The sequence below is a fragment of the Burkholderia sp. CpTa8-5 genome (assembly GCF_017815045.1).
In the GTDB taxonomy this organism is placed as follows: Bacteria; Pseudomonadota; Gammaproteobacteria; order Burkholderiales; family Burkholderiaceae; genus Burkholderia; species Burkholderia sola.
In genome coordinates this window covers 1-26,794 of sequence record NZ_JAGIQD010000045.1, presented here as the reverse complement: position 1 = coordinate 26,794, position 26,794 = coordinate 1, and the positions used below count along the sequence as shown (strand labels likewise).

24 protein-coding genes and 2 pseudogenes are annotated in these 26,794 nt (G+C 68.9%); 18 read left to right on the top strand and 8 right to left on the bottom strand.

Features of this window, described 5'->3' with window-relative positions:
* The first annotated feature begins 11 nt into the window (after nt 1-11).
* From J8I35_RS33180 to J8I35_RS33165, 4 genes are all read left to right on the top strand, one after another.
* Nucleotides 12-1,028, top strand: coding sequence for a DUF475 domain-containing protein (locus J8I35_RS33180; RefSeq protein ID WP_124557638.1), 1,017 nt, complete (start codon nt 12-14; stop codon nt 1,026-1,028).
* A 97-nt stretch (nt 1,029-1,125) separates the two neighbouring features.
* A complete protein-coding gene (locus J8I35_RS33175) occupies nt 1,126-1,782 on the top strand; it encodes a TerD family protein (RefSeq protein ID WP_050018000.1) in 657 nt (218 codons plus the stop codon).
* A gap of 51 nt (nt 1,783-1,833) precedes the next feature.
* Nucleotides 1,834-2,706: a hypothetical protein gene (locus tag J8I35_RS33170; protein WP_209929282.1), complete on the top strand. Its 873-nt coding sequence runs from the start codon at nt 1,834-1,836 to the stop codon at nt 2,704-2,706.
* A gap of 122 nt (nt 2,707-2,828) precedes the next feature.
* A complete protein-coding gene (locus tag J8I35_RS33165) occupies nt 2,829-3,449 on the top strand; it encodes an HAD family hydrolase (protein ID WP_209929281.1) in 621 nt (206 codons plus the stop codon).
* A 29-nt stretch (nt 3,450-3,478) separates the two neighbouring features.
* Here the strand turns inward: J8I35_RS33165 and J8I35_RS33160 are convergent.
* From J8I35_RS33160 to J8I35_RS33145, 4 genes and pseudogenes are all read right to left on the bottom strand, one after another.
* Nucleotides 3,479-3,820: pseudogene (locus tag J8I35_RS33160) on the bottom strand (fatty acid desaturase); the annotation flags it as partial.
* A gap of 121 nt (nt 3,821-3,941) precedes the next feature.
* Nucleotides 3,942-4,988 carry a beta-propeller fold lactonase family protein gene (locus J8I35_RS33155; RefSeq protein ID WP_209929280.1) on the bottom strand — a complete coding sequence of 349 codons (1,047 nt, stop codon included), beginning with the start codon at nt 4,986-4,988 and terminating at the stop codon, nt 3,942-3,944.
* Nucleotides 4,975-6,342: an MFS transporter gene (locus tag J8I35_RS33150; RefSeq protein ID WP_050017996.1), complete on the bottom strand. Its 1,368-nt coding sequence runs from the start codon at nt 6,340-6,342 to the stop codon at nt 4,975-4,977. Before J8I35_RS33150 ends, J8I35_RS33155 begins: the two co-directional genes overlap by 14 nt.
* Nucleotides 6,343-6,563: 221 nt before the next feature.
* Complete coding sequence (locus J8I35_RS33145) at nt 6,564-6,764, bottom strand: hypothetical protein (protein WP_209929279.1); 201 nt, start codon at nt 6,762-6,764, stop codon at nt 6,564-6,566.
* A 151-nt stretch (nt 6,765-6,915) separates the two neighbouring features.
* Between J8I35_RS33145 and J8I35_RS33140 the strand changes: the two genes are divergently transcribed.
* Both J8I35_RS33140 and J8I35_RS33135 read left to right on the top strand, forming a co-directional pair.
* On the top strand, nt 6,916-7,896 hold the full coding sequence (locus J8I35_RS33140; protein WP_209929278.1) for an acetyltransferase: 981 nt from the start codon (nt 6,916-6,918) through the stop codon (nt 7,894-7,896).
* A gap of 327 nt (nt 7,897-8,223) precedes the next feature.
* Nucleotides 8,224-9,702 (top strand): deoxyribodipyrimidine photo-lyase, encoded by a 1,479-nt coding sequence (locus J8I35_RS33135; RefSeq protein WP_209929277.1) that lies wholly within the window; start codon nt 8,224-8,226, stop codon nt 9,700-9,702.
* Between the two features lie 22 nt (nt 9,703-9,724).
* Here J8I35_RS33135 and J8I35_RS34905 read toward each other — a convergent pair whose 3' ends face one another.
* The 3 genes from J8I35_RS34905 to J8I35_RS33125 form a co-directional block, all read right to left on the bottom strand.
* Nucleotides 9,725-9,847, bottom strand: coding sequence for a hypothetical protein (locus tag J8I35_RS34905; protein WP_280885004.1), 123 nt, complete (start codon nt 9,845-9,847; stop codon nt 9,725-9,727).
* Complete coding sequence (locus tag J8I35_RS33130) at nt 9,838-11,070, bottom strand: MFS transporter (RefSeq protein WP_209929274.1); 1,233 nt, start codon at nt 11,068-11,070, stop codon at nt 9,838-9,840. Before J8I35_RS33130 ends, J8I35_RS34905 begins: the two co-directional genes overlap by 10 nt.
* Before the next feature lie 165 nt (nt 11,071-11,235).
* A complete protein-coding gene (locus J8I35_RS33125) occupies nt 11,236-12,177 on the bottom strand; it encodes a LysR substrate-binding domain-containing protein (RefSeq protein WP_209929272.1) in 942 nt (313 codons plus the stop codon).
* Nucleotides 12,178-12,378: 201 nt separating this feature from the next.
* Between J8I35_RS33125 and J8I35_RS33120 the strand changes: the two genes are divergently transcribed.
* On the top strand, nt 12,379-13,419 hold the full coding sequence (locus J8I35_RS33120; RefSeq protein ID WP_209929270.1) for an alpha/beta fold hydrolase: 1,041 nt from the start codon (nt 12,379-12,381) through the stop codon (nt 13,417-13,419).
* Between the two features lie 124 nt (nt 13,420-13,543).
* Nucleotides 13,544-14,299, top strand: coding sequence for a 4'-phosphopantetheinyl transferase superfamily protein (locus tag J8I35_RS33115; protein ID WP_089488607.1), 756 nt, complete (start codon nt 13,544-13,546; stop codon nt 14,297-14,299).
* Between the two features lie 19 nt (nt 14,300-14,318).
* On the opposite strand, the gene J8I35_RS33110 is transcribed toward J8I35_RS33115, so the two are convergent.
* Nucleotides 14,319-15,239 carry a glutamate/aspartate ABC transporter substrate-binding protein gene (locus J8I35_RS33110; RefSeq protein ID WP_050017989.1) on the bottom strand — a complete coding sequence of 307 codons (921 nt, stop codon included), beginning with the start codon at nt 15,237-15,239 and terminating at the stop codon, nt 14,319-14,321.
* Between the two features lie 212 nt (nt 15,240-15,451).
* Here J8I35_RS33110 and hutH point away from each other — a divergent pair, with 212 nt between their 5' ends.
* From hutH to J8I35_RS33060, 10 genes and pseudogenes are all read left to right on the top strand, one after another.
* Entirely contained in the window at nt 15,452-16,975 is a 1,524-nt protein-coding gene (hutH, locus tag J8I35_RS33105) for a histidine ammonia-lyase (protein ID WP_050017988.1), read from the top strand.
* A gap of 4 nt (nt 16,976-16,979) precedes the next feature.
* Nucleotides 16,980-17,675, top strand: coding sequence for a histidine utilization repressor (hutC, locus tag J8I35_RS33100; protein ID WP_050017987.1), 696 nt, complete (start codon nt 16,980-16,982; stop codon nt 17,673-17,675).
* Nucleotides 17,676-17,714: 39 nt separating this feature from the next.
* The gene (gene hutU / locus J8I35_RS33095) at nt 17,715-19,403 is read left to right on the top strand and encodes a urocanate hydratase (protein WP_011549425.1); all 1,689 of its coding nucleotides are present in this window, start codon (nt 17,715-17,717) and stop codon (nt 19,401-19,403) included.
* Nucleotides 19,404-19,405: 2 nt separating this feature from the next.
* The gene (locus J8I35_RS33090) at nt 19,406-20,017 is read left to right on the top strand and encodes a HutD family protein (protein WP_050017986.1); all 612 of its coding nucleotides are present in this window, start codon (nt 19,406-19,408) and stop codon (nt 20,015-20,017) included.
* Nucleotides 20,018-20,021: 4 nt separating this feature from the next.
* Nucleotides 20,022-21,245: an imidazolonepropionase gene (hutI, locus tag J8I35_RS33085; RefSeq protein ID WP_209929265.1), complete on the top strand. Its 1,224-nt coding sequence runs from the start codon at nt 20,022-20,024 to the stop codon at nt 21,243-21,245.
* Nucleotides 21,246-21,444: 199 nt separating this feature from the next.
* Nucleotides 21,445-22,821, top strand: coding sequence for a formimidoylglutamate deiminase (locus J8I35_RS33080; protein ID WP_209929262.1), 1,377 nt, complete (start codon nt 21,445-21,447; stop codon nt 22,819-22,821).
* A 52-nt stretch (nt 22,822-22,873) separates the two neighbouring features.
* Nucleotides 22,874-23,671: an N-formylglutamate deformylase gene (gene hutG / locus J8I35_RS33075; RefSeq protein WP_089488605.1), complete on the top strand. Its 798-nt coding sequence runs from the start codon at nt 22,874-22,876 to the stop codon at nt 23,669-23,671.
* A gap of 739 nt (nt 23,672-24,410) precedes the next feature.
* Nucleotides 24,411-25,223 (top strand): gamma-glutamyl-gamma-aminobutyrate hydrolase family protein, encoded by an 813-nt coding sequence (locus tag J8I35_RS33070; RefSeq protein WP_209929259.1) that lies wholly within the window; start codon nt 24,411-24,413, stop codon nt 25,221-25,223.
* Between the two features lie 11 nt (nt 25,224-25,234).
* A complete protein-coding gene (locus J8I35_RS33065) occupies nt 25,235-26,572 on the top strand; it encodes a glutamine synthetase family protein (protein WP_050017981.1) in 1,338 nt (445 codons plus the stop codon).
* Between the two features lie 28 nt (nt 26,573-26,600).
* Nucleotides 26,601-26,794, top strand: a pseudogene (locus tag J8I35_RS33060) (aspartate aminotransferase family protein); the annotation flags it as partial.

Genomic DNA, 26,794 nt, shown 5'->3' with positions numbered 1-26,794 from the left:
ATTACTCCATCATGTTGAAAGACTTCAAGATCCCGTTGTCGCTCACCGCGCTCGCGCTGATCGCGGCCTATCTCCTCGGCGGCGTGAAGGACATGCTGATCGTCGCGGTCCTGTGCGTGCTCGAAATTTCGCTGTCGCTCGACAACGCGGTCGTCAACGCATCGGTGCTCAAGAACTGGTCGGAGAAGTGGCGCAACCGCTTCATGGTGTTCGGCCTGCCGGTCGCGGTGTTCGGCATGCGGCTCGTGTTCCCGCTGCTGATCGTCGCGGTGATCGGCCACATCGGCCTGTGGGACGCGCTGACGCTCGCGGTCGAATCGCCGGACAAGTACGCGGCAGTGCTGACGTCCGCGCATCACGAGGTGTCGGCGTTCGGTGGCGCGTTCCTGCTGATGGTGTTCTTCAAGTTCATGCTCGACACCGAGAAGGACGAGCACTGGATCGGCTTCCTCGAAGGCCCGATGCGCCATCTCGGCCGCATCACCGCGCTGGAAGTGGCGCTGACGCTCGCGATCGTGATCGTCGCGTCGTTCTACGTGCCGGCAACCGAGCAGGTGAGCTTCCTGCTCGCGGGCGCGTTCGGCGTGATCGGCTTCGTGATCGCGCACGGCGTGGGCGACCTGGTCGGCGGCGAGGACACGGGCACGCGCGTGGTGCGAGAAGGCGTCGCGGGCTTCATGTATCTGGAAGTGCTCGATTCGTCGTTCAGCTTCGACGGCGTGATCGGCGCGTTCGCGCTGTCGAACAACATCTTCCTGATCGCACTCGGCCTGGGCGTCGGTGCGGCCTACATCCGGGAAATGACGCTCGTGCTGCTGAAGAAAGGCACGCTCGCGCAGTACCGCTATCTCGAACACGGTGCGTTCTGGGCGATCGGCGCGCTCGCGACCATCATGTTCCTCGGCGTGAAGCTCGAGGTGCCCGAGGTCGTCACGGGCCTGGTCGGCGCGGCGATGATCGCCGCGGCCGTGTGGTCGTCGATCGTCGTGCAGCGCAAGGAAGACCGCGCGGCGGTGGCGGGCAAGTAAGCGCGTCACGCGGCACGAAAACCATCCACGAAGGGGCCGCCGCGCGCGGCCCGGCATCGCCGCCGGCGCAACGGCGGTTCCAGCAGAAGAGGTTCAGATGATCAATTTGTCGAAAGGCGGTCGCGTCAACCTGTCGAAGGAAGCGCCCGGCACGCAGAAATTCCGCATCGGTCTCGGTTGGGACGCGAACGCGACGGACACGGGTACGGATTTCGATCTCGACGTGTCGGTGTTCCTGTGCAAGTACGACGCGCAGAGCAATCCGAAACTGATCTCGGATCAGCATTTCGTGTTCTACAACAGCGAAGTGCGGACGATGGAGCGCAAGGAAACCTTCATTCAGCCGGGCGACGATTTCCCGAAGCGGGGGATGCCTTCGTCGAAGTGCCTGGGCGTCGTGCATAGCGGCGACAACCGCACGGGCAGTGGCGACGGCGACGACGAAGTGATCTTCATCGACATCACGAAGCTCGCGGCCGACGTCGAGGAAATCTCGGTGGTCGTGACGATCGACCAGGCCGAAGCGCGCCGCCAGAATTTCGGGCAGGTTCGCAACAGCTACATCCAGATCGCCGACGAGGTGTCGGGCGCGGTGATCGCGAAGTACGCGCTCGAGGAGGACTTCTCGATGGAGACGTCGGTGCAGGTCGGCAGCTTCTATCGTCGCGACGGCCACTTCATGTTCAAGGCGGTCGGCGCGGGCTACAACCGCGGCCTCGGCGATTTCGTCCGCGCGTACGGCGGCGCGGTCTGACGGGCGGCAGCCCGGCGCGCGAAACACCGCCGCGCCGGGCAGGAAGCAGCGATGACGAATCCGTCCGACGAGCCGAAACGGCTCGAGTTCGATGCGACGCCCGAGCGCACGCCCGGGCGTCTTGCGTTCGACGCGCCGGCCGCGCCCGGTGCGCCGGTCGCGCGTGCGCCGGCGCGGCCCGCCCCGCAGGCGCTCGATTTCGGGCCGGCGCCCGCCCCCGATCAAGCCGTGCGCGCGGCGCCCGCCGACGCCATCGGCCGTGCGCTGTTCGGCGAATCGAATCATCCCCAGCTCGAAGCGTGCTTCCGCGCCGCGCAGGCCGGCTTTCCGAACCTCTATCCCGACTACGCGCCGCGCATCGAGCGGCATATCCGGCAACTGGTGCCGCTGAAGCTCGCGACGGTCGCGACGATCGGCGACGGCGCGCTGGAGACGGCCGGCAACTTGGTTGAAGCCGTCGCGGCGGCGACGCGCGAATTCAACGAACTCGGCGCGGCCGACATGATGGCCGGGATGCTCGCGCAGGCGACACGCAAGGCCGGCATGTTCGAACGCTGGTTCGGTGGGACGTCCAGCCATGTCGACTACCGCGCGGCGCTCGGCGCGCTGAAGCAGTCGCTCGGTTTTTTCCCGCGCCGCACTGAGGAACTCGCCGCGAAGGTCCGCCATGCGGAGGAAAACCTCGTGGTCGTGCTCGCGGCGCTGAGTGCGGTGTCCGACGTCGTGCGGGCGCCGGGCGATGCGGGCGTCGAGCGTACGCTGTTCGACCGCCGCAACATCGTCGGGCAGGCCGTCCAGCAGATCCGGATGCAGCCGGCGCAACTGCGCGGGCTGGACGAGCGCGTGACCGACCTGCTGTCGCGCGCCGATCACCTGATGAACGTCGTGCTGCCGGCGGCGCTTGCCGCGCGGCCGTCGCGCTGAGCAAACGACTCGACCGCATGCGCTTCGCCGCGCGCGGTCTCGTGTCGGGCGATACGGTTTCGCGTGGGGGCCGCGAGTCTGCTATCTTCCCGGGCATCTCATCGCTTTCCCGCCGATTCTTCATGACCGACCGCATCGTCGCCGCCTTCGATTTCGACGGCACCATCACGACTACCGACAGCTTTCGCCATTTCGTCCGCCAGACGGTCGGCACGCCGCGTTTCGCGTGGGCCGGGCTGCGCGCGCTACCGTGGATCGTCGCGATGAAGGCCGGGCTGCTGTCGCGCGGCGACGCGAAGGCGAAGTTCGCGTCGTTCGCGTTCGGGCCGATCCGCGAAGACGCGCTCGATGCGCAGGCGCGCAGGTTCGTCGACAGTTATCTGCCGAGGCTCGTGCGTCCAGAAATGCTCGAGCGCGTTCGCGAACATCGCGCGCGCGGGCATGAAGTCGTGCTGGTCAGCGCGTCGCCGTCGCTGTATCTGGAGAAGTGGGCCAAGACGGCCGGCTTCGACGCGGTGCTCGCGACGCGGCTCGCGTTCGAGCGCGGCATCTTCGCCGGCCGGCTCGACGGCGAGAACTGCTGGGGGCCGCAGAAGGTCGTGCGGCTGCGCGGGTGGTGGGGCAACCGGCCGCCGAAGCAATTGTTCGCGTACGGCGACAGCCGCGGCGACAAGGAGATGGCCGAGCTCGCGAACTGGTCGTGGATCCGCGGCCAGGGACCGATGCCGCCGATCGACGATTGAGGCCGCGCTGATGTCGCGCGCCGCCGGCGTTACGCGTCGGCCTGCGCGCTGTGCGTGCCGCGCGGCGGACGATAGCCGCCCCAGCGATTCGCGCGCGCGAACGTGCCGACGTCGTTGAAGCGCACGCCGACTTCGCGTAATGCCGCATGCGCGGTGCGCGCGGTCAGTTGCCGGATGTAGAACGGATCGCGCACCACGAAGTGATGGATCGCGTGCGTGCTGCCGAAATTGAAGCAGAACAGCTGGAACGGCAGCATCCACCACGGGTTCAGCACCTGCGTCTGCTGGATCACGTTGCGCGAATCGATGTCGCCGAAATAATGCATGTTCGAGCTGACGAAGTTGATGCAGAAGCTGCGCAGGAAGTTCGGCTGCCAATTTCACGCGCGCGTTCAAGCGCTGGACGGGCGTTGCGCCGAGCGAGCGGCGCTGAACGTCGCACCCGCATCGGGGTGTCGGTTCCCGCGCAGGCGCCGAATCTTTTTCAGACCGTCAGACGATCGCGATCCAGTTCGCGCCGCGTCCGCCCGGCACGCGCGCGTGCAGCGACAGCGTGCCATCGTCCGGCGCGATCGCATACACGGCCACGTGTTCCGACTGTTCGCCGCAGGCGACGAGCCAGCGTCCCGACGGATCGATCGCGAACCCGCGCGGCTGGGTCTCGGTGGGTGTCGCGTGGGTGGGCTCGAACGTGCCGTCTTCGTTGCGGCGATAGCCGAGCAACCGGCTCGACGTGCGCTCGCTGACGTACGCGAAGCGCTCGTCGGGCGTCAGGTGCAGATCGGCGGCCCACACGGACGGTTCGGCGGGAGCGGGCGGGCGCGCATGGCCTTGCGCGAGTTCGGCGACGGCCGGATGGCGCGCGCTCACGTGCGGGTCGCCGAGCCGGCCGGTGTCGGCGTCGCGCGCGAAGGTCGCGAGCGTTCCCCGGAATTCGCTGACGACGACCAGCGTGCGGCCGTCATCCGCGAACCGCAGGTGACGCGGGCCGAAGCCGGCCGGCACGCGCGTTTCGCCGTGTTCGACCGCGCGCACGCCGGCGGCGTCCTCGACGAGCGCAAAGCCGAACACCCGATCCGAGCCCAGCGAACTGACGTACGCGAAGCGGTTGTCCGGCGATATGATCACCGCATGCGCGTTCGCGATGCCGCCCGCGACTTGCAGCGGCGTGCCGTCGCCGTCGCGCACGCGCGCCGCGTCGTAGAGGCTCAGCGAACTGCCGCCGTACGACGCGCCGAGCAGCCAGCGGCCGCTGCGGTCGAGCGACAGGTACGCATGGCTCGCGTCGATCGCGGTCGCGCCGATGCGCACGAGCGCGCCCGTGGCGGCGACGCGGAACGCGACGATCGTCGGCTGCTCGCCGCGCGTCGCGACGTAGAGCCGCGCGCGGTCGGCCTGCACGGCGATCGGCATCGCGGCGTCGGCGGCCGGATAACGGGCGAGCGGCGCGAGCGTGCCGTCGCCGGCGAGGGAGAACGTGGCGAGGTCGCCGTCGACGGCATTCGAGACGACGACGGTCAGGCGGTCAGTGTTCGGCATGGCGGAGCATCGAAGCGTGCGTGAAGGATTCGTCGGCCGGCCGGCCGCGCGGCGGATCGCTGCGCCGGTGCGTGCGCGCGAACAGCGCGGCGACCGCGGCGACGAGCGAAGCGATCGCGAGCGCATACAGCCCGCCCGTGATCGAACCCGTATGTTGCTTCAGATAGCCGAAGGCCGTCGGCGCGACGAAGCCGCCGAGGTTGCCGACCGAGTTGATCAGCGCGATCACGGCCGCGGCCACGCGCGTGTCGAGATAGCCCTGCGGGATCGGCCAGAACAGCGACGCCGCTGCCTTGAAACCGAGCGCGGCGAAGCAGATCGACGCGAACGACCACACCGGATTCGGCGACGTCGATGCGAACAGTCCGCACGCGGCAAGCACGAGCGCGAACGCGAGCCAGCGCTGCGGATGCTTCCACTTCGACGACAGCACCGCGAAGCCGTACATCGCACCGATCGCGATCATCCACGGAATCGTGTTGTACAGGCCGACCTGGAAATCGGTGAGGCCGCCCATCTTGCGGATGATGGTCGGCAGCCAGAACGTGGCCGCGTAGATCGTCAGCTGGATCGAGAAGTACAGGAAGCAGAACAGCATGATTTGCGGATCGCGCAGCAGCGTGGTCGCGCGCACCGGCACGTTCGAGCGGACGTCGCGCGTCGCGCGCTCGTCGTCGAGCGCGTTCTGGAGCGCCGTGCGTTCTTCCGGCGTGAGCCACGTCGCGTCGCGGATATGCGATTTCAGCAGCAGCCAGCTCGCGCCGCACAGCGCGACCGAGAACAGCCCTTCGATCAGGAACATCCACTGCCAGCCTGCGAGGCCGAAGCCGCGGATCGACAGCAGTGCGCCGGTGACGGGCCCGGACAGCACCGACGCGAACGCGGAGCCGCCGAGGAAGATCGCCATCGCCTTGCCGCGTTCCTGCGGCGGCAGCCATTGCGACAGGTACAGCACGACGCCGGGGAAGAAGCCGGCCTCGGCGGCGCCGAGCAGAAAGCGCAGCGCATAAAACGATGTGTCGTTCCACACGAACGCCATCGCGGCCGCGACGATGCCCCACGTCGCCATGATCCGCGCGAGCCAGATGCGCGCGCCGTAGCGCTGCATCAGCAGGTTCGACGGCACTTCGAACAGCGCGTAGCCGACGAAGAACAACCCGGCGCCGAGCCCGTACGCGGCCGCGCCGATGCCGATCGACGCTTCGAGATGGCGATCGACGAAGCCGACGTTCACGCGGTCGATGTAGTTCGCGATGAACATGATCAGCACGAGCGGCAGCACGTGCCACTTCACTTTCGAGACGGCGGACGCGAGCGGGTCGCGGCCGGGCAGGGCGGACGAGGGCGGGTTCAACGGTGTCTCCGGTCGGGCGGCCGCGGACGGGGCGGTAGCCCGCGTCGCGTCTGGGTGGCAGTTTATGTAGTACGTCGTCGTATGACATGGTACGCCGGCGCGTTGGCGATGACGCCGCGGGTTTACCCGGAAATTTTCTGGGTTTTGGAGAAATCAGGCGATGGAAAGCGGAAGTTTTCACATCTGATGACGTATGACATAAAACGACATTGCGTCGACCGTCAGGTGCGGCGCGGGCCCGCCTCGGCGTGAAAGCTCGGGATCGAGGCGATGCATTCGTGCCCGGTACGTTGAGGGAGCCGGGCGAGAGAACCGACCTCGACGGCGCACTGCCCGATATCCGTGTGTTTCGCACGACGGCGCTCAAGCGGGAAGTCGTGCTGCGCATAAAGCGGCAACAGCACGCTCGTGGCGAACGACATGCAGGCGACCCGCAAGCCGTTTGCAGGGCAGCGCCGCTACGCTGTATCGAAGGCGCGCGCGGTTGCGGCACAATACTTGGCGCGCGCGTTCGGCGTGCACGCCACTTGCGCGAACGGCGGATTTCATGCGTTGACGATGGAGCAACGGATCATGCAGGACAACCAGTACGCGCGGCATGTCTTCGCGTTCAACGGCGACGCGGACGGCCTGTGCGCGCTTCAGCAACTGCGGCTCGCGGAACGCGTGCACGGCACGCTCGTGACCGGCGTGAAGCGCGACATCAGGCTGCTCGAGCGCATCGACGCGGGCGCCGACGACATCGTCACCGTGCTCGACGTGTCGCACGACCAGAACCGCGACGCGTGCGCGCGGCTGCTGCGCGACGGCGCGACGGTCCGTTACTTCGACCATCACTTTGCCGGCGAGCTGCCCGACCATCCGCGCTTCGACGCGCATATCGACATGGCGGCCGACGTCTGTACGAGTGCGATCGTGAACCGCCATCTCGACGGCCGGTACGCGCGCTGGGCGATCGTCGCGGCGTTCGGCGACGAACTGCCGGCGCTCGGCGAGGCGCTGGCGCGCGAGCACGGCGTCGACGAAGCCGTGCGGGGCGTGCTCGCCGAACTCGGGCGCTATCTGAACTACAACGCCTACGGCGAGTGCGTCGGCGATCTGCACTTCGATCCGGCGGCGCTCGCGGACGCGATGCTGCCATGCGTCGATCCGCTCGATTTTGTGCGCGGGACGGCCGTGTTCGCCGCGTTGCGCGACGGCTACCGCGACGACATGGCGCGCGCGTGCGCGCTCGCGCCGCTGCGCGAGGTGCCGGGCGCGACGCTGGTCCGGATGCCCGATCATCCGTGGGCGCGGCGCGCGACCGGCATGCTCGCGAACGAGCGAATGCGCGACGCGCCGCATGCGGCGCTCGCGGTGCTGTCGCCGCGCGCGGGCGGCGGGCTCGTCGTCAGCGTACGCGTGCCCGACGGCCGGCCGATCGGCGCGGACGAGTTCTGCCGCGGCTTCGCGACCGGGGGCGGGCGCAAGTGCGCAGGCGGCATCAACCATCTGCCGGAAGCCGAGTTCGATGCGTTTGCGGAGCGCTTCGAGGCCACGTTCCGGCTCGATTGACGCGATGCATCGTTGACCGGATCAGCCGGTCGCCCCGGCGGGCACGGACGACCGTCGGGCAGCCGCAGCGTGGCTCGCTGCGTTCGGTGTTGCGTCGACCGTGCGCGGTGTGCGGTGTGCCCGAACCGTTCGACGTGCAACACCGTCAGAGCAACATGCCGTGCGTGCGGCCGTCCGGCAGCACGACTTCCTTTGAATTGAAGTGGATCGTGCGGTCGCGTTCGGTGTCGCCGTGGCGTGCCGGCCGTGACGACCGGCGTCGACACCGCGCAGCGCAGCCGCGACAATACGCGTCTCCCTTTGCTTTCGTCATCGAGGTGCCTGCCCGTGTCTGCCCAGCCGTCCGTTGCCCCCGCGATCGTCTGGTTCCGCGACGATCTGCGCGTGACCGATCAGCCCGCGTTGACGCGCGCGGTCGAATCCGGCCGGCCGCTCGTCTGCGTGTTCGTCGACGACACGGGCGCCGGCGCCGGACCCGCGCTCGGCGGCGCGGCGCGCTGGTGGCTGCACGGGTCGCTGGCCGGGCTCGACGCCGCGCTCGCGCGGCATGGCGGGCGCCTGCTGCTGCTGCGCGGCGACGCGCAGCGCGAGATCGAGCGCGTCGTCGGCGACACGGGTGCGGCCGCCGTGTACTGGAACCGCCGCTATGCGCAACCGCAGCGCGACGCCGACGCGGCGCTGAAGGCATCGCTCAAGGCGCGCGGCGTGACGGTCGAGAGCAGCAACGGCAGCCTGTTGAACGAGCCGTGGGAGGTGCTGACGGGCAGCGGCGGCCCGTACCAGGTCTTCACCGCGTACTGGCGCGCGGCGCGCCGCGATCGCACGGTCGCCGCGCCGTTGCCGGCGCCCGAGCGGATCGCGTTTCATCCATGGTCGCAAGCCGTGCGCGACCGTGCGCTGTCGCTCGACGCACTTGCGTTGCGTCCGCCTGCGCCGGACTGGGCCGGCGGCCTGCGCGACGCGTGGCCGGCGCCCGACGAAGCCGGCGCGCACACACAGCTCGATACGTTTGTGACGACCGCGCTCGCCGGCTATGCGGATGCGCGCGACCGTCCCGATCGCCCCGCGACGAGCCGGCTTTCGCCGTTCCTGCGCTTCGGCAACGTGTCGCCGCGACAGGTGTGGCATGCGGTGCAGGGCGCCGCGCACGCAGGCGGCGCGGCGTACGCGGCGCACGCCGACAAGTTCCTGAGCGAGCTCGGCTGGCGCGAATTCAGCTACGCGCTGCTGTATCACTTCCCGGCGCTCGCGACCGACAACTTCCGCGCGCAGTTCGATGCGATGCCGTGGCGCGACGATCCCGCCGCGTTACGTGCGTGGCAGCGCGGGCGGACCGGCTATCCGCTCGTCGACGCAGGCCTGCGCGAGCTGTGGACGACCGGCTGGATGCACAACCGCGTGCGGATGGTCGTCGCGTCGTTCCTGATCAAGCACCTGCTGATCGACTGGCGCGCGGGCGAAGCGTGGTTCCGCGACACGCTGGTCGACGCCGATCCCGCGAACAACGCGGCGAGCTGGCAATGGGTGGCCGGCTGCGGCGCCGACGCCGCGCCGTATTTCCGCATCTTCAATCCGGTCGCGCAGGGGCAGAAGTTCGACCCGGACGGCGCGTACGTGCGGCGCTGGGTGCCCGAGCTCGCCGGCCTCGACGACGCATCGATCCACGCACCTTGGGAAGCGTCGCCGCTGGCGCTCGAAGCGGCCGGCGTACGGCTCGGCGTCGACTATCCGGCGCCGCTCGTCGAGCACTCGGCCGCGCGCGCCCGTGCGCTCGATGCGCTGGCCACGTTGCCGAAGCGCCGCTGACCGTCCGCTCCGGTTTGCCGCATCAATTGCAGAAGGCGACGTGCTCGAGCAGCGCGTAGGCGACGCCCGCATCGAAGTAGGCCGCGCCGCACCACGCGACGAACGCGAGCGTGCCGGCGGCCAGCGCCGCGCACATCATGCCCATGCCGCGTTCCCCGATGCCGGGCGCGCGACGCGCGCGTCGTCGATCGGCAGGTGCAGTAGCGCCGCGAGCACGCCGAGCGCGATCGAGCCGATCCACAGCGGCAGGTACGAATGCGTCGCGTCGTACACGAGCGCGCCGAGCCACACGCCGAAGAAGCTGCCGAGCTGGTGGCCGAAGAATACGAAGCCGAACAGCGTCGCGATGTAGCGCACGCCGAACATCTGCGAGATCACGCCGTTCGTCAGCGGGACCGTGCCGAGCCACGTGAAGCCCATCACGGCCGCGAACACGTAGACGCTCGTGGGCGACAGCGGCGCGGCGACGAACGCGGCCATCGCGAGCGCACGCACGAGATACAGCACGGACAGCACGTACTTGCGCCGCAGCAGCCCGCCCAGATGGCCGCACGCATAGGTGCCGGCCACGTTGGTCAGCGCGATCAGCGCGAGCGCGACGCTCGCATGGCGCGCCGGCAGCCCGTGGTCGAGCAGGTACGCGGGCAGGTGCGTCGCGATGAAGGCGAGCTGGAAGCCGCACGCGAAGAAGCCCGCGTTCAGCAGCCAGAAGCCGCGATGCGCGAACGCCTCGCGCACGGCTTCACCGATCGACTGTTCGGGGCCGGCGGCGGCGCCCGCCGCCTGCGCGGGCCGGTCGCGCAGCAGCACGGCGAGCGGCGCGAGCAACGCGGCGACGAGCGCTAGCGCGATGAACGCGTGCCGCCAGCCGATGCCGCCGATCAGTTCCTGTGCGACGGGCACCATGCAGAACTGGCCGAGCCCGCCGATCGCGCCGGCAACCCCGAGCGCCCAGCCGCGCCGATCGGGCGGGAACAGGCGGCTCAGCGCGCCGTAGATCGACGCGAACGCCGAGCCCGACAGCGCGATGCCGATCACGAGCCCGGCGCCGACCGTGAACACGCCGGTCGTGGCCGCCTGCGCCATCGTGACGAGCCCGGCCGCGTACAGCAGCATGCCGGCGACGATCACGCGCACCGAGCCGAAGCGGTCGGCGATCATCCCGGTGAACGGTTGCGCGACGCCCCAGATCAGGTTCTGCAACGCCAGCGCGAGCCCGAACGCCTCCCGCGACCAGCCGTGGTCGAGCGACACGGGCGCCAGGAACAGGCCCTGCACGTGCCGGATGCCGAGCGCGGCGCCCATGATCAGGCCGCCTGCCAGCACGGGCAGCCAGCGGCGCCGGACTTCCTGCTCGATCGGGGTCATGCGTGTCTCCGGATGAAGGCGCGCGGCGAAACGGTCGCGCTCGATCCGATTAGACGAGCGGGGCGGTCGTCGCTCAAGCGATCATTCGGTCAGGTTGGCATGCGTGACGGGAATGCGAAGGGGCGGCGTCGGCTGTCCGCGGTCACGCGCATCCGCACCGTCGGCTCAGGCCGACGTCATGTCGTGCGCGTGCATCGACGCATCGCATTCGGCCGCTTCGGCGAGCATCCAGTCGCGCACGTCGGCGACTTCGCGGCGCGGGGCCGGATCGTGCTGGAACAGCCAGTAGCCGTACGTTTCCGACAGCGTCTGCGTGTGCGGCCCGAGCACCGCGAGCCGGCCGTCGGCGAGCATCGGCGCGACGAGCGCGAGCCGGCCGAGCGCGATGCCCTGGCCGGCGATCGCGGCCTGGATCACCTGATCGTACTGGTTGAAGCGCAGCACGCCTTTCGGGCGCGCGTCGCCGAGCCCGGCCGCGTGCAGGTGCGCGTGCCACTGCAACTGCGGTTGCGGCGGCCCGTCGAATTCGAGCAGCACGTGATCGGCGATCGCGGCCGCACTCGTGACCGGCCGCGCGGCGAGCGCGGGATGCGCGACCGGCATGACGATCTCGTCGAACAGGCGCAGCGCGCCGGCCGGCGCGCGCTCGCGCGGGCAGTAGCGGATGCCGAGGTCGATGCCCTCCGCGCGCAAATCGAGTACCTTGTCGTTCGCGGCGACGCGCAGGTCGATTTCGGGCAGCCGCGCCTGCAGCCGGCCGAGCCGCGGCAGCAGCCACAGCGCGGTCACGCCGATGCTGGCGGTGATCGTCACGGGCTGGCGCTCGCGCGCGGCGGCGAGCGACGCGACGGTGTCCTGCAGGCCGTGCAGCGCCGCATCGGCGACGCGGAACAGTCGCTCGCCTTCCGGCGTGAATGCAATCTTCCGGTAGCCGCGCTGCAGCAACGTCACGCCGAGATGCGCTTCGAGCGCATGGACCTGGCGGCTGACCGCCGACTGCGTGACGCACAGATCCTGCGCGGCGAGGGTGATGCTCATGCGGCGGCCGACGGCGACGAAGCCGCGGACGAGATCGAGCGACGGGAGGCGGACGAGTGGCGTTGACATGCGCGTGACTCATGCGAACGGAGCAGCAAGATTGGTTGAGAACGCGGCACGCGTCAAGTTCAATGGAGGCGGGTTGGTTGCGGACGGGGAGGCTGAGTCAGCGTTGACGCGCCAACTCGGACCGACCGCTATGCGTGGGATCCGAGTAAGCGCTAAAGCGCTAAAGCGCTAAAGCGCTAACTCGGACCGACAGGAGACACGATGACGATTTCGAACGAGGAAAGCGGCGCAGCGCAGGGCAGTCGCGCGGCGGGCGCATTGCCGCCCGAACCCGTGACGCTGCGGGCAGCCGACGGCTACGAACTGCGCGGCCACGTGTGGCGCCATCGCGGCGGCGCCGCAGCGCGGCCCGTGACGGTCATCAACTGCGCGACGTCGGTGCGCTGCGACTACTACTTTCGTTTCGCGGCCTGGCTGTTCGCGCAAGGGCGCGACGTGCTCGTCTACGACTATCGCGGTATCGGCGGATCGCGTCCGGCGCAGCTCGCGAAGCTGCGCGCGAACTGGCTCGACTGGGGACGGCTCGATTGTGAAGCCGCGCTGCACTATGCGCGCGACGCGTTTCCGGGCCAGCCGCTCGATGTGGTTGCGCACAGCATCGGCGGCTGCGTGCTCGGCCTCGCGGCATCGAACGTGCACGTGCGGCATGCGGTGACCGTCGGCGCGCAGTACGCGTATTGGCGCGACTATTTGCCCGCTGAGCGGCGCCGCATGTGGTGGAAGTGGCATGTCGCGATGCCCGCGCTCGCCGCCGTGTTCGGCTACGTGCCCGCGAAGCGGCTCGGCTGGATGGAGGACACGCCGCGCGGTATCGCGCTGTCGTGGGCGCGTTCGCGGCCGCGTTTCGAGGACGGCTACCTCGGCAGCGTGCTCGACGACGGCGCGGCGAGCCGTGCCGCGTTGCCGGCGCGCTTCGCGGGGCTGTCGGCGCCGATGCTCGCGGTCGGCATCGACGACGACGCGTTCGGCACGGTCGCCGCGATCGAGCGGCTGGTCGGCTACTACACGGGCAGCAACGTCACGCATCTGCGGATCGCGCCGGCCGACATCGGCGTCGACGCGATCGGTCATTTCGCGTTTTTCCACAGCCGCTTCACCGACACGCTGTGGCCGGTCGCGTTGTACTGGCTGCAACACGGCGCGCTGCCGGCCGATGCACCGGGCGTCGTGCACGCGCAGCACCCGACGTCGCGCGGGCGAGTGACGGGGAGCGGCGTGCCGGGCAGGGCGGCGAGCGGGTGACCCAGCGTATGCGAGCGCGACGCGCAGCCTCGTTCGTGTCGCGCGCCCGCAGCAGCCGGCCGGACGCCGCCGCGATCGATTAACATCGGACGTTTCGCTCCCATGCACAGACTGCCGCGCGCCGATGTCCATTCCGTCCGATTCCGCTTCTCCCGTTGAAACGCCCCGCGCATGGCGCATGCACGCACTCGACGTGCCGCCCGCCGCCGCGCGCGCCGGCGTGCGGATCGCGCGCATCGATTTCGACTGGCGCGTCCCGCTCGCGTCGCCCGCGTATGCGGCGCTGAGCGACGACGAGCGCGCCCGCGCCGCACGTTTCCTGCGGCACGAGGATGGGGTGCGCAGCGCCGCGACGCGCGCCGCGCTGCGCGACGTGCTCGGCGCGGCGCTCGGCATCGCGCCGCGCGCGGTCGCAATCGTCGTCGACGCAGCGGGGCGGCCGTCGCTGGACCCTGCGCATCGTGCGTCGCTCGACTTCAACGTGTCGCATGCGGGCGCTCATGCGCTGCTCGCATGGGTGCCGGCCGGTCGCGTCGGCGTCGATATCGAGGGCTGCAACCGCGCGACGGACTGGCGCGCGCTGACGCGCGAAGTGTGCGCACCCGCCGAGATCGCATATCTCGACGATCTGCCGTCCGGCGCGCGCGAGGGCGAATTCATGCGGGTGTGGTCCGCGAAGGAGGCGCTGCTCAAGGCGCTCGGCACCGGCATCGTCGGCGGGCTGCGCGCATTCGCGGTCGTGCCGCCGCGCGACTCGGCGACACCCGCGACGACGATCGTCGACCCGATCGCGCCCGCCGCCGGCGTCGCGGCGTTCGATGCGGCGTGGCTCGATGCGGCGCCCGGCTACGCGGCGTGCGTCGCGTGGACGCGCGCGTAGGCCGAGCGCGACGCGGCGCTTACTCGAGCGGCGCGTCGTTCGGCGCCGCGTAGCGCGCCTTGATCACGTCGCTCATCGGGAAGTCGAACGACAGCCCCTTCGGCGGCACCGGCTTCATGAACCATTTGTCGTACAGCGCATTGATCTCGCCGCTTTTCATCAGCTGCACGAGCACGCCGTCGACGAGGGCCTTGAACTGCGGATCGTCCTTGCGCAGCATGAACCCGTAGGCTTCCGACGATTGCGGCGTGCCGACGAGCTGCCAGTCGGCCGGCTTCGCGGCGAGCTGGCGCACGCCCGCGAGCAGCACGTCGTCCATCATGTACGCGGCCGCGCGGCCCGATTCGAGCGTGAGACGTCCTTCGCCATAGTCCTTCGCGCTGATGATCTGCATGCCCATCTTCTTTTCCTCGTTCATCTTGCGCAGCAGGCGTTCGGACGTCGTGCCCTGGTTCGTCACGACCGTCTTGCCGGCGAGATCGGGGAAGTCGCGGATGCCCGAGCTCGTGCGCGTGAGCAGGCGCGTCGTCGCGACGAAGAAGGTGGTCGAGAACGCGACCTGCGCATGGCGCGCGGCGAGATTGGTCGTCACGCCGCATTCGAGATCGACGGTGCCGTTCTGCACGAGCGGAATGCGGTTCTGCGACGTGACCGGAATGAAGCGCACCTGCAGGTCGGGCTTGCCGGTGCGCGCCTTCACCGCGGCGATCACGCGGTCGCACAGGTCCTGCGAGAAGCCGATGACCTTGCCGCTCGCATCGACATAGGAGAACGGCACCGACGTTTCGCGATGGCCGATCGAAATCAGGTTGGACTGCCGGATCTTCTCGAGCGTGCCGGACAGCGGCTCGGCGGCGACGGACGCGCCGCACGCGAGTGCGCACGCGGCGACGAGCAGGGGGCGGCCGATGCCGGCGGCGAATCGTGACGGGAAGGGCATGACGGTCTCCGTGGCGAATGAGGATCCACATGTTGCCAAATAAAAAATAAAAGCAACATATGTTAAATCTCGACCCCAACCGGCCGGGCCGGCGGCGCGTGGCGGACATCAGGGAAACTCCCGAGCCGGAATGATGAAAAACGGGTTGTCTAGACAAGTTCCGATGGCTACACTTCAATCCATTCCGAACTTGTCTAGACAGGATTGCTCACATGATTACGTTGACCCCCGGCCATCTGACCCTGCCGCAACTGCGCCGGATCGCACGCGAATCCGTGCAACTGAAACTCGACCCGGCCAGCTTCGCGAAGATCGACGCGGGCGCGAAGGCCGTCGCCGACATCGCCGCGAAGGGCGAGCCGGCCTACGGCATCAACACGGGTTTCGGCCGTCTGGCGAGCACCCACATCCCGCACGACCAGCTCGAACTGCTGCAGAAGAACCTGGTGCTGTCGCACGCGGTCGGCGTGGGCGAGCCGATGGCGCGCTCGTCGGTGCGTCTGCTGATGGCGCTGAAGCTGTCGAGCCTCGGCCGCGGCCACTCGGGCATCCGTCGCGAAGTGATGGACGCGCTGATCACGCTGTTCAATGCGGACGTGCTGCCGCTGATCCCGGTGAAGGGGTCGGTCGGCGCGTCGGGCGACCTCGCACCGCTCGCGCACATGTCGGCCGTGCTGCTCGGCGTCGGCGAAGTGTTCATCCGCGGCGAACGCGCGAGCGCGCTCGACGGTCTGCGCGTCGCCGGCCTCGCGCCGCTGACGCTGCAGGCGAAGGAAGGCCTCGCGCTCCTGAATGGCACGCAGGCATCGACCGCACTCGCGCTCGACAACATGTTCGCGATCGAAGACCTGTACCGCACCGCGCTCGTCGCCGGCGCGCTGTCGGTCGACGCGGCAGCCGGCTCGGTGAAGCCGTTCGACGCGCGCATCCACGAACTGCGCGGCCATCAAGGCCAGATCGACGCGGCCGCGTCGTACCGCGAACTGCTCGAAGGTTCGCCGATCAACCAGTCGCACCGCGACTGCGACAAGGTGCAGGATCCGTACAGCCTGCGCTGCCAGCCGCAGGTGATGGGCGCGTGCCTCGACCAGATGCGTCATGCGGCCGACGTGCTGCTGGTCGAAGCGAACGCCGTGTCGGACAACCCGCTGATCTTCCCGGATACCGGCGAAGTGCTGTCGGGCGGCAACTTCCATGCCGAGCCCGTCGCGTTCGCGGCCGACAACCTCGCGCTCGCCGCGGCGGAAATCGGCGCGCTGGCCGAGCGCCGCATCGCGCTGCTGATCGACGCGACGCTGTCGGGCCTGCCCCCGTTCCTCGTGAAGGACGGCGGCGTGAACTCCGGCTTCATGATCGCGCACGTGACGGCGGCCGCTCTCGCATCGGAGAACAAGACGCTCGCGCACCCGGCGTCGGTCGACTCGCTGCCGACTTCCGCGAACCAGGAAGACCACGTGTCGATGGCGACGTTCGCCGCGCGCAAGCTCGCCGACATCGCGGACAACACGAAGCACATCCTCGCGATCGAACTGCTGGCCGCCGCCCAGGGCGTCGACCTGCGTGCGCCGTACCACACGAGCCCGAAGCTCGCGCCGGTGATGGAGACGATCCGCGGCAAGGTTGCGCACTACGAGCTCGATCACTACTTCGCACCGGACATCGCGGTGATCGCGAAGCTGGTCGGCGAGCGCGCGTTCGCGAAGGTCGCGCCGTTCTCGTTCGCATCGGAACAGTAAGCCGATGAGTGCGCCGGTCTACCAGGAGATCAAGGATTTCATCCTGGGCCGCATTCACGCCGGCGAGTGGGCGGAGGGCGATCAGGTGCCGTCCGAGAACGAACTGGCACGCGAGTTCAAGGTCGCGCGCATGACCGTCAACCGCGCGGTGCGCGAGTTGACGGCCGAGCAGGTGCTCACGCGCATGAAGGGCGCGGGCACCTACGTCGCGCGGCCGAAGTACGAGTCGACGCTGGTCGCGATCCGCAGCATCTCGGAAGAGGTGGGCGCACGCGGGCATGCGTACCGCGCGAGCGTGCTCGGGCTCGACACGATCCGCGCCGACGATGCGCTTGCCGACGAGATGCAGGTGGCCGTGCGCACGAAGCTGTTTCATTCGCAGGTGCTGCACTTCGAGAACGACGAGCCGGTGCAGCTCGAAGAACGATGGGTGAATCCGGCGGTCGCGCCGGATTACGCCGAGCAGGATTTCACGAACACGACGCCGAACCTGTACCTGATGCGCGCGGCGCCGCTGCAGCGCGTCGAGTACCGGATCGAAGCGGCGGCCCCGGCGCCGGAGCGGCGCGAGCAGCTGCGGATGGACGACGTCGAACCGTGTCTGGTTTTACATCGGCGCACCTGGTCGCAGGGCGTCGTCGCCTCGGTGGCGAATTTGTGGCATCCCGGCAGCCGTTATCGCTTCACCGGGCATTTCTGATTCCTTATTGATCTTCCATTTCCTTCGGGAGCAGTCGTCATGAACCATCCGAAACACATCGATCCCCGTCTCGATCCGACGCGCACGATCCGCGCGCCGCGCGGCAGCGAAAAGACCTGCAAGACCTGGCTGGCCGAAGCGGCCTACCGGATGATCCAGAACAACCTCGACCCGGAAGTCGCCGAGCATCCGCATGCGCTCGTCGTGTACGGCGGCATCGGCCGTGCGGCGCGCAACTGGGAATGCTACGACCAGATCCTCGCGTCGCTGAAGGATCTCGAGGAAAACGAAACGCTGCTGATTCAATCGGGCAAGCCGGTCGGCGTGTTCCGCACGCATAAGGATGCGCCGCGCGTGCTGCTCGCGAACTCGAACCTGGTGCCGCACTGGGCGAACTGGGATCACTTCCACGAGCTCGACCGCAAGGGCCTGATGATGTACGGCCAGATGACGGCCGGCAGCTGGATCTACATCGGCAGCCAGGGCATCGTGCAGGGCACCTATGAAACGTTCTTCTCGGTCGCGAACCAGCACTTCAACGGCGATCCGTCGGGCCGCTGGATCCTGACGGGCGGCCTGGGCGGGATGGGCGGCGCGCAGCCGCTCGCCGCGACGATGGCCGGCTTCTCGATGATCGCGGTCGAATGCGACGAGACGCGCATCGACTTCCGCCTGAAGACGCGCTACGTCGACAAGAAGGCGACGACGCTCGACGAAGCGCTCGGCATGATCGACGAAGCGAAGCGCACCGGCAAGCCGGTGTCGATCGGCCTGCTCGGCAACGCGGCCGACGTGTTCGCGGAACTCGTCACGCGCGGCATCACGCCGGACTGCGTGACCGACCAGACGAGCGCGCACGACCCGATCAACGGCTACCTGCCGCAAGGCTGGACCGTCGCGCAATGGCGCGAGGCGCAGAAGGTCGATCCGCAAAGCATCGTGAAGGTCGCGAAGCAGTCGATGGCCGTCCAGGTGCGCGCGATGCTCGCGCTGCAGGAACGCGGCGCGGCGACGCTAGACTACGGCAACAACATCCGCCAGATGGCGCTGGAAATGGGCGTCGAGAACGCATTCGACTTCCCGGGCTTCGTGCCGGCGTATATCCGCCCGCTGTTCTGCGAAGGCAAGGGCCCGTTCCGCTGGGTCGCGCTGTCCGGCGATCCGGAAGACATCTACAAGACCGACCAGAAGGTGAAGGAGCTGATCCCCGACGATCCGCACCTGCACAACTGGCTCGACATGGCGCGTGAGCGCATCGCGTTCCAGGGCCTGCCGGCACGGATCTGCTGGGTCGGCGTGAAGGATCGCTACCGCCTCGGCCAGGCGTTCAACGAGATGGTCAAGAACGGCGAACTGAAGGCACCGATCGTGATCGGCCGCGACCACCTCGACACGGGTTCGGTCGCGAGCCCGAACCGCGAGACGGAATCGATGAAGGACGGTTCGGACGCCGTCAGCGACTGGCCGCTGCTCAACGCGCTGCTGAACACCGCGGGCGGCGCATCGTGGGTGTCGCTGCACCATGGCGGCGGCGTCGGCATGGGCTTCTCGCAGCACTCGGGCGTCGTGATCGTCGCCGACGGTACGGCCGATGCGCACGAGCGTCTCGGTCGCGTGCTGCTGAACGATCCTGCGACGGGCGTGATGCGCCATGCGGATGCCGGCTACGAACTCGCGCAGCAGACGGCCCGCGAAGCCGGCCTGAAGCTGCCGATGCTCGGCCGCTGAGCATGACGGCGCTCGACCAGGCGCCGGTGAACGTGACGACGATCCGCGCGGCGGATCTCGTCGCGTCGCCGTGGAAGAACGGCGGCGGCGTGACGCGCGAGATCGGCGCGTTCCCGCCCGGCGCGGCACTCGATGCGTTCGCGTGGCGCGTGAGCGTCGCGGACGTCGGCACGGCCGGGCCGTTCTCGCGTTTCGACGGCGTCGACCGCACGCTCGTGCTGCTGTCCGGCGCGGGCATGACGCTCGCCGAAGCGGGCGGCACGCGGCACGTGCTCGATGCACCGCTGGCCCGTGCGGATTTTGCGGGCGAGACGGCGATCGACGCGATGCTGCACGACGGCGCGACGCGCGACTTCAACCTGATGACGCGCCGTTCGGCCGCGCGCGGGTCGGTCGACGTATGGCCCGAGGGCACGCACCGCATCGAGCGCGCCGATACCGTGCTGCTGTTCTGCGCGACCGGCGCGGTCGGTGTCGAGATCGACGGCGCGCACTACGCGCTGCAGGAAATGGACACGCTGCGGCTCGACGGGCCGCGGCGTGCGTTTGACGTCGTCGTGAGCGGAAGCGGCGCACTGCTTGCCGTATCGCTCGCCGTCGGCGAACGAGACTGAACGCATGAAACCGACTGTCTGGCATCACCTGAGGCTGTGTCCGCACGGCCATCCCGACGAGACGATCGACGACGCGGCGATCGCCGTCGACGAAACCGGCACGATCGCGTGGCTCGGCGCATTGTCCGCGCTGCCGCACGGTTATGCGCACTGGCGGCGCGAGGACCTGCACGGCGCGTGGGTGACGCCGGGCCTCGTCGACTGCCATACGCACCTCGTGTACGGCGGCACGCGCGCCGACGAATTCGCGCAGCGCCTCGCGGGCGTCAGCTACGAGGAAATCGCGCGGCAGGGCGGCGGGATCGTGTCGACGGTGCGCGCGACGCGCGCGGCCGACGAGACAGCGCTGTTCGTGCAGGCCGCCGCGCGCCTGCAGCCGCTGCTCGCCGAAGGCGTGACCGCGATCGAGATCAAGTCGGGCTACGGGCTCGACCTCGCGAGCGAGCGCAAGATGCTGCGCGTCGCGCGCCAGCTCGGCGAACGCTTCCCGGTCAGCGTCTATACGACCTTCCTCGGTGCGCATGCGCTGCCGCCGGAATACGTGGGCCGCGCGGACGACTACATCGACGAAGTGTGCGACCGGATGCTGCCGACGCTGGCCGACGAAGGGCTCGTCGACGCGGTCGACGTGTTCTGCGAACGCATTGGCTTTTCGCTCGCGCAGACCGAACGCGTGTTCGAGGCCGCGACGCGGCGTGGGCTGCCGGTGAAGCTGCATGCGGAGCAACTGTCGAATGCGGGTGGCACGGCGCTCGCCGCGCGTTACCGCGCGCTGTCCGCGGACCACCTCGAATTTCTCGACGAAGCCGGCATCGAGGCGATGAAGGCGGCCGGCACGGTCGCCGTGCTGCTGCCCGGCGCGTACTACTTCATCCGCGAAACGCAACTGCCGCCGATCGAGCTGCTGCGCAAGCACGGCGTGCCGATCGCGCTCGCGACCGATCACAACCCGGGCACGTCGCCGCTCGAATCGCTGCTGCTGACGCTGAACATGGGCTGCACGCTGTTCCGCATGACGGTGCCCGAGGTGCTGCAGGGCGTCACCCGCCATGCGGCCGCGGCGCTCGGCCGCGCGGATCGCCACGGCGCGCTCGAGGTCGGTCGCCAGGCCGATTTCGCCGCGTGGTCGGTCGGTTCGCTGGCCGAGCTGGCGTACTGGATCGGCCGGCCGCTGTGCCAGCAGGTCGTACGCGGCGGCACGACCGTGTTTCGCAGGATGAACGGATAGTTTTTGCGACGGACCGGGCTCGGTACGTGACGTACCGGATCCGGCCGACGCTTTGCAGGGGACCGGACCCGGCGCGCAACGGCGCACTCCGGTCGATCGCCGCGAGGCCGGCGCTGGCGCGACGCGCTCGCGCCTGCCGGCCGCGGCACCGGGCCGGACGAGATGCTCAAGCGCTCGATCCGGTCGATGAGGACACGCAATGACCGACACCCTGTTGTTCGCGGACCATGCCTACCTGCCCGATGGCTGGCGCCGCAACGTGCTGCTGCGCTGGGACGCGGCCGGCACGCTGACCGACGTGACGCCCGACACCGACGCACCGGCCGGCGTCGCGCGCGCGGCCGGGCCGGTGCTGCCCGGCATGCCGAACCTGCATTCGCACGCGTTCCAGCGCGCGATGGCGGGGCTCACCGAATACCGCGCGAATCCTGCCGACAGTTTCTGGAGCTGGCGCGACCTGATGTACCGCTTCGCGCTGAAGATCACGCCCGACGCGCTCGCGGCGATTGCACGCTGGCTGTATGTCGAGATGCTCAAGTGCGGCTACACGTCGGTGTGCGAATTCCACTACGTGCATCACGCGCAGGACGGCTCGCGCTATCCGCAGATCGCGGAGCTCGGCACGCGCGTGGTCGATGCCGCGCGCGCGGCCGGCATCGGCATCACGATGCTGCCCGTGTCGTACCAGTTCGCCGGCTTCGGCAACAAGCCGCCGCGCGACGACCAGCGCCGCTTCATCAACACGCCCGACGGCGTGCTCGAACTGCTCGACGCGATGCGTCGCGCGGCGCCCGAGCATGGCGGGCTGCGCTACGGCGTCGCGCCGCATTCGCTGCGCGCGGTGTCCGAGAGCGGGCTGCGTGCGCTGCTCGACGGGCTGCCCGGCGATGCGCCGGTGCACATCCACATCGCCGAGCAGACGGCCGAAGTCGACGACTGCGTGCGCGCGTACGGCGCACGCCCGGTCCAATGGCTGCTCGATCGTTTCGATGTCGACGCGCGCTGGTGCCTCGTGCACGCGACGCACGTCGATGCGGCCGAGACGGCGGCGCTCGCGAAGCGTCGCGCGGTCGCCGGGTTGTGCCTGACGACCGAAGCGAACCTCGGCGACGGCGTGTTTCCGGCCGTCGACTATCTCGCGCAGGGCGGCGTGATCGGCGTCGGCTCGGACAGCCACGCGTCGGTCGAGTGGCGCTCGGAGCTGCGCCTGCTCGAATACGGGCAGCGGCTCGTGCACCGCGCGCGCAACGTGCTGGCGAGCGAGTCGCAGGCGCACGTCGCCGATCGCCTGTTCGATGCGTCGCTCGGGGGCGGGGCGCAGGCAAGCGGGCGACGCATCGGTGCGCTGCGCGCAGGCTGTCGCGCCGACTGGCTCGTGCTCGATCCCGATCATCCGGCGATCGCCGAACACGACAGCACGGCATGGCTGTCGGGCATCGTGTTCGCCGAACATGGCGAGACGCCGGTGCTCGACGTCTACACGGGCGGCGAGCGCGTCGTGAGCGGCCGCCGCCATCGCGACGAAGCTGCCGCGTATGCCGACTACCGCGCCGCGCTGGCGCAACTGCTGCGCTGAACGCGCGGCACCCGGCGCACGGTGCGCCGGCCGACTCTTACGGTGAGGCGACATGACTGAACAACCGGCTGTATTCACGCTGAAGCAGGGCACGCTGCCGCTGCTGATCTCGATTCCGCATGCGGGCACGCACATCCCCGACGACATCGCAGCGACGATGACGCCCGACGCGCGCTTCGTCGACGATTGCGACTGGCATCTGGAGCGGCTGTACGGCTTCGCGGCCGATCTCGGCGCATCGATCCTCGTGCCGTCGCATGCGCGTTACGTCGTCGACCTGAACCGTCCGCCCGACAACGAGAACCTGTATCCGGGGCAGGACACGACGGGGCTCGTGCCGGTCGATACGTTCGACAAGGCGCCGCTGTATCCGGCCAACGCGCTGCCCGGCAACGACGAGATCATGCGTCGCCGCGACCGTTACTGGCTGCCGTATCACGACGCGCTGCAACGCGAGATCGCGCGCCTGAAGGGCGAACACGGCCGCGTGCTCGTGTGGGAAGCGCATTCGATCCGCTCGCACGTGCCGCGTTTCTTCGACGGCCGCCTGCCGGACTTCAACTTCGGCACGTCGAGCGGCGCGAGTGCGGCGCCGGGGCTCGCGGAGGCGCTCGCCGCGCGCGTGCTCGCGCACGGCGGTTACACGGCCGTCGCGAACGGCCGCTTCAAGGGCGGCTACATCACGCGTCACTATGGCGTGCCCGATACTGGCGTCGAGGCCGTGCAGCTCGAGCTGTCGCAGATCACCTACATGGAGGAGACGCGTCCGTACGCGTACGACGAAGCGCGTGCAGCGCGGATCGCGCCGCTGCTGCAGACGCTCGTCGAAACGGCGCTCGCGCATCGCTGAGCACCGGCCGCATGCATGCGGCAGCGCGGCGGGCAGTGCGTTCCGCCCCGTCGGCACATGGCAGGCGAGCCGATGCAATGCACAAAACGGCCTCGATCCGCGCGATCGATGCCGTTTTTTTCGTCTGACCGATGGCGTCATCGGCACCTGAAAATTTGACGCAATTTTTAGGTGATATAAGCTGAATGTCAGGAAGTCGTCACGCGCGTACCGGCGGCGAGGCCATCGACGATGGCCGGACTGCGCCGGCATCCGCTGCGAGACATCTTGCTGACGTGTCGCCACGCGGCATAGCGACACGTGTCCTGTCTCCATCAGTCAGTCGAGTACGATCGTGAAAGCCGCCAGCCCTTCGATACGCCGGACGCGAAGTCCGTCGGCGGGCGCGCCGCCTCAGGCCGGGCCGAACCGGCATGCTGATCGCGGCACGCGCGCCACCCCGTTACGCGAGCCTCGCTTCTTCGCCATTTCCCATCGCGGCCCGCGCCGCTTCAATCTCGCGACCGCGCACCTGTCCAGCGCGGTGCAGTGCGACGGTAGCGCATCGTTGTTGCCCTAGCGTCCGTTTCCGCTTCCGTTTTCGCTTCCGTTCCGGGACGCATCGCTCGTTGCCGCAGCATCCGTGCGGCAGGATCGCGCCTGCGCCTGCGCCGCGCGATCGCACGCGCGTGCGACGTACCCGTGAACCTGGATCGTTGCGCGCGCAAGCGTGTCGCGCGCCCTTACCGGAGACACGTCGATGCGTGCACGCCCGATCGTAGCCGTCACCGCCGACCGCATCCTGCGCGGCGCCCATCCGAACCACACGGCGGGCGAGAAGTACCTCGCCGCCATCGTCGACGGCGCCGGCGCGCTCGCGTTCGTCTTGCCCGCGCTCGGCGCGCGGCAGCCGGCCGACGCGATCGTCGCGGCAATCGACGGACTGCTGCTGACCGGCAGCTATTCGAACGTCGAACCGCATCATTACGGCGGCGCTGCGAGCGTACCCGACACGCTGCACGATCCGGCGCGCGATGCGACCGCGCTGCCGCTGATCCGCGCGGCGATCGACGCGGGCGTGCCCGTGCTCGCCGTCTGCCGCGGCATGCAGGAGCTGAACGTCGCGTACGGCGGCACGCTGCATCAGCGGCTGCATGCGACGACCGGCTTCGACGACCACCGCGAACGACCGGACGATCCGCTCGAACGGCAGTACGGTCCCGCGCATGTCGTGCAGTTCACGCCGGGCGGCCTGCTGCAGCGGATCGCGCGCGGCGCGCAAGAGGCGACGGTCAATTCGCTGCACGACCAGGGCCTCGCGCGCCTGGGCGCGGGGCTCGCCGTCGAAGCGAGCGCGCCCGACGGGCTGGTCGAAGCCGTCAGCGTGCGCGGTGCGCGTGCGTTCGCGCTCGGCGTGCAGTGGCATCCCGAATGGCGCTACGCGGAGCAGCCGCTGTCGCGCGACATCTTCGCGGCATTCGGCGCGGCGTGCCGCGCGCGGATGACGCATCGCCTTCGTGCGGGCGGGGGCGCAACGCCATCGCCGGCCGCATCCGATATCGACATCGACTAACGAGGCCGATCATGCAACCCGAACTGAGCGAATTCCTGCGACAGCACCGCATCACCGAAGTCGAGGCGATCATTCCCGACATGGCCGGCATCGCGCGCGGCAAGATCATTCCGCGCAACAAATTCGAATCCGGCGAATCGATGCGCCTGCCGCAGGCCGTGATGGTGCAGACCGTCACCGGCGACTATCCGGAGGACGGCACGCTGACCGGCGTGACCGATCCCGACATGGTGTGCGTGCCCGATCCGTCGACGATCTGCCTGATCCCGTGGGCAGTCGATCCGACCGCGCAAGTGATCCACGACTGCGTGCACTTCGACGGCTCGCCGGTCGAAATCTCGCCGCGCTACGTGCTGCGCCACGTGCTCGACCTGTACGAGGCGAAGGGCTGGAAGCCCGTCGTCGCGCCGGAACTCGAGTTTTATCTGGTCGACATGAACGCCGATCCCGACTTGCCGCTGCGGCCGCCCGTCGGCCGGACGGGGCGGGCGGAAACGGGTCGCCAGTCGTATTCGATCGAGGCCGTCAACGAGTTCGATCCGCTGTTCGAGGACATCTACGAGTACTGCGAAATGCAGGGCCTCGATATCGAGACGCTGATCCATGAAGTCGGCGCCGCGCAGATGGAGATCAATTTCATGCACGGCGACGCGCTGTCGCTGGCCGACCAGGTGTTTCTGTTCAAGCGCACGGTGCGCGAGGCTGCATTGCGTCACAACATGTATGCGACGTTCATGGCCAAGCCGATGGAAAACGAGCCCGGGTCCGCGATGCACATTCATCAGAGCCTCGCGGACATACGCACCGGGCGTAACCTGTTCGCCGACGAAAACGGCGCCGTGTCGCCGCTGTTCCACAGCTATCTGGCGGGGCTGCAGAAGTACACGCCGGCGCTGATGCCGATCTTCGCGCCGTACATCAATTCGTACCGTCGCCTGTCGCGCTTCATGGCCGCGCCGATCAACGTGCAATGGGGCTACGACAACCGTACGGTGGGTTTTCGCATCCCGCAGTCGAGCCCCGTCGCGCGTCGCATCGAGAACCGGATACCGGGCGTCGACTGCAACCCGTACCTTGCGTTCGCGGCGACGCTCGCTGCCGGCTATCTCGGCATGACGCAACAGCTCGCGCCGACCGAGCCGATCGCATCGGACGGCTACGATCTGCCGTATCAGCTGCCGCGCAACCTCGAGGAAGGCATCTCGCTGATGGCCGCGTGCGAGCCGCTCGCCGGCATCCTCGGCGACAAGTTCGTGAAGGCCTACCTGGCATTGAAGGAAACCGAATACGAAGCGTTCTTCCGTGTGATCAGCTCGTGGGAACGCAGGCATTTGCTGCTGCACGTGTAGGCGTGCGGCGCTGTTTGACGGAGAAAACATGACCGATCGAAACGACGCTTTTCCGCAGTACTCGACCGCCGATTTTCGTGCGCTCGACGCCGCGCACCACATCCACCCGTTCTCCGACATGGGCGCGCTCAACCGCGCCGGCAGCCGCGTGATCGTGAAGGCCGACGGTGTCTACCTGTGGGACTCGGACGGCAACAAGGTGATCGACGGGATGGCTGGCCT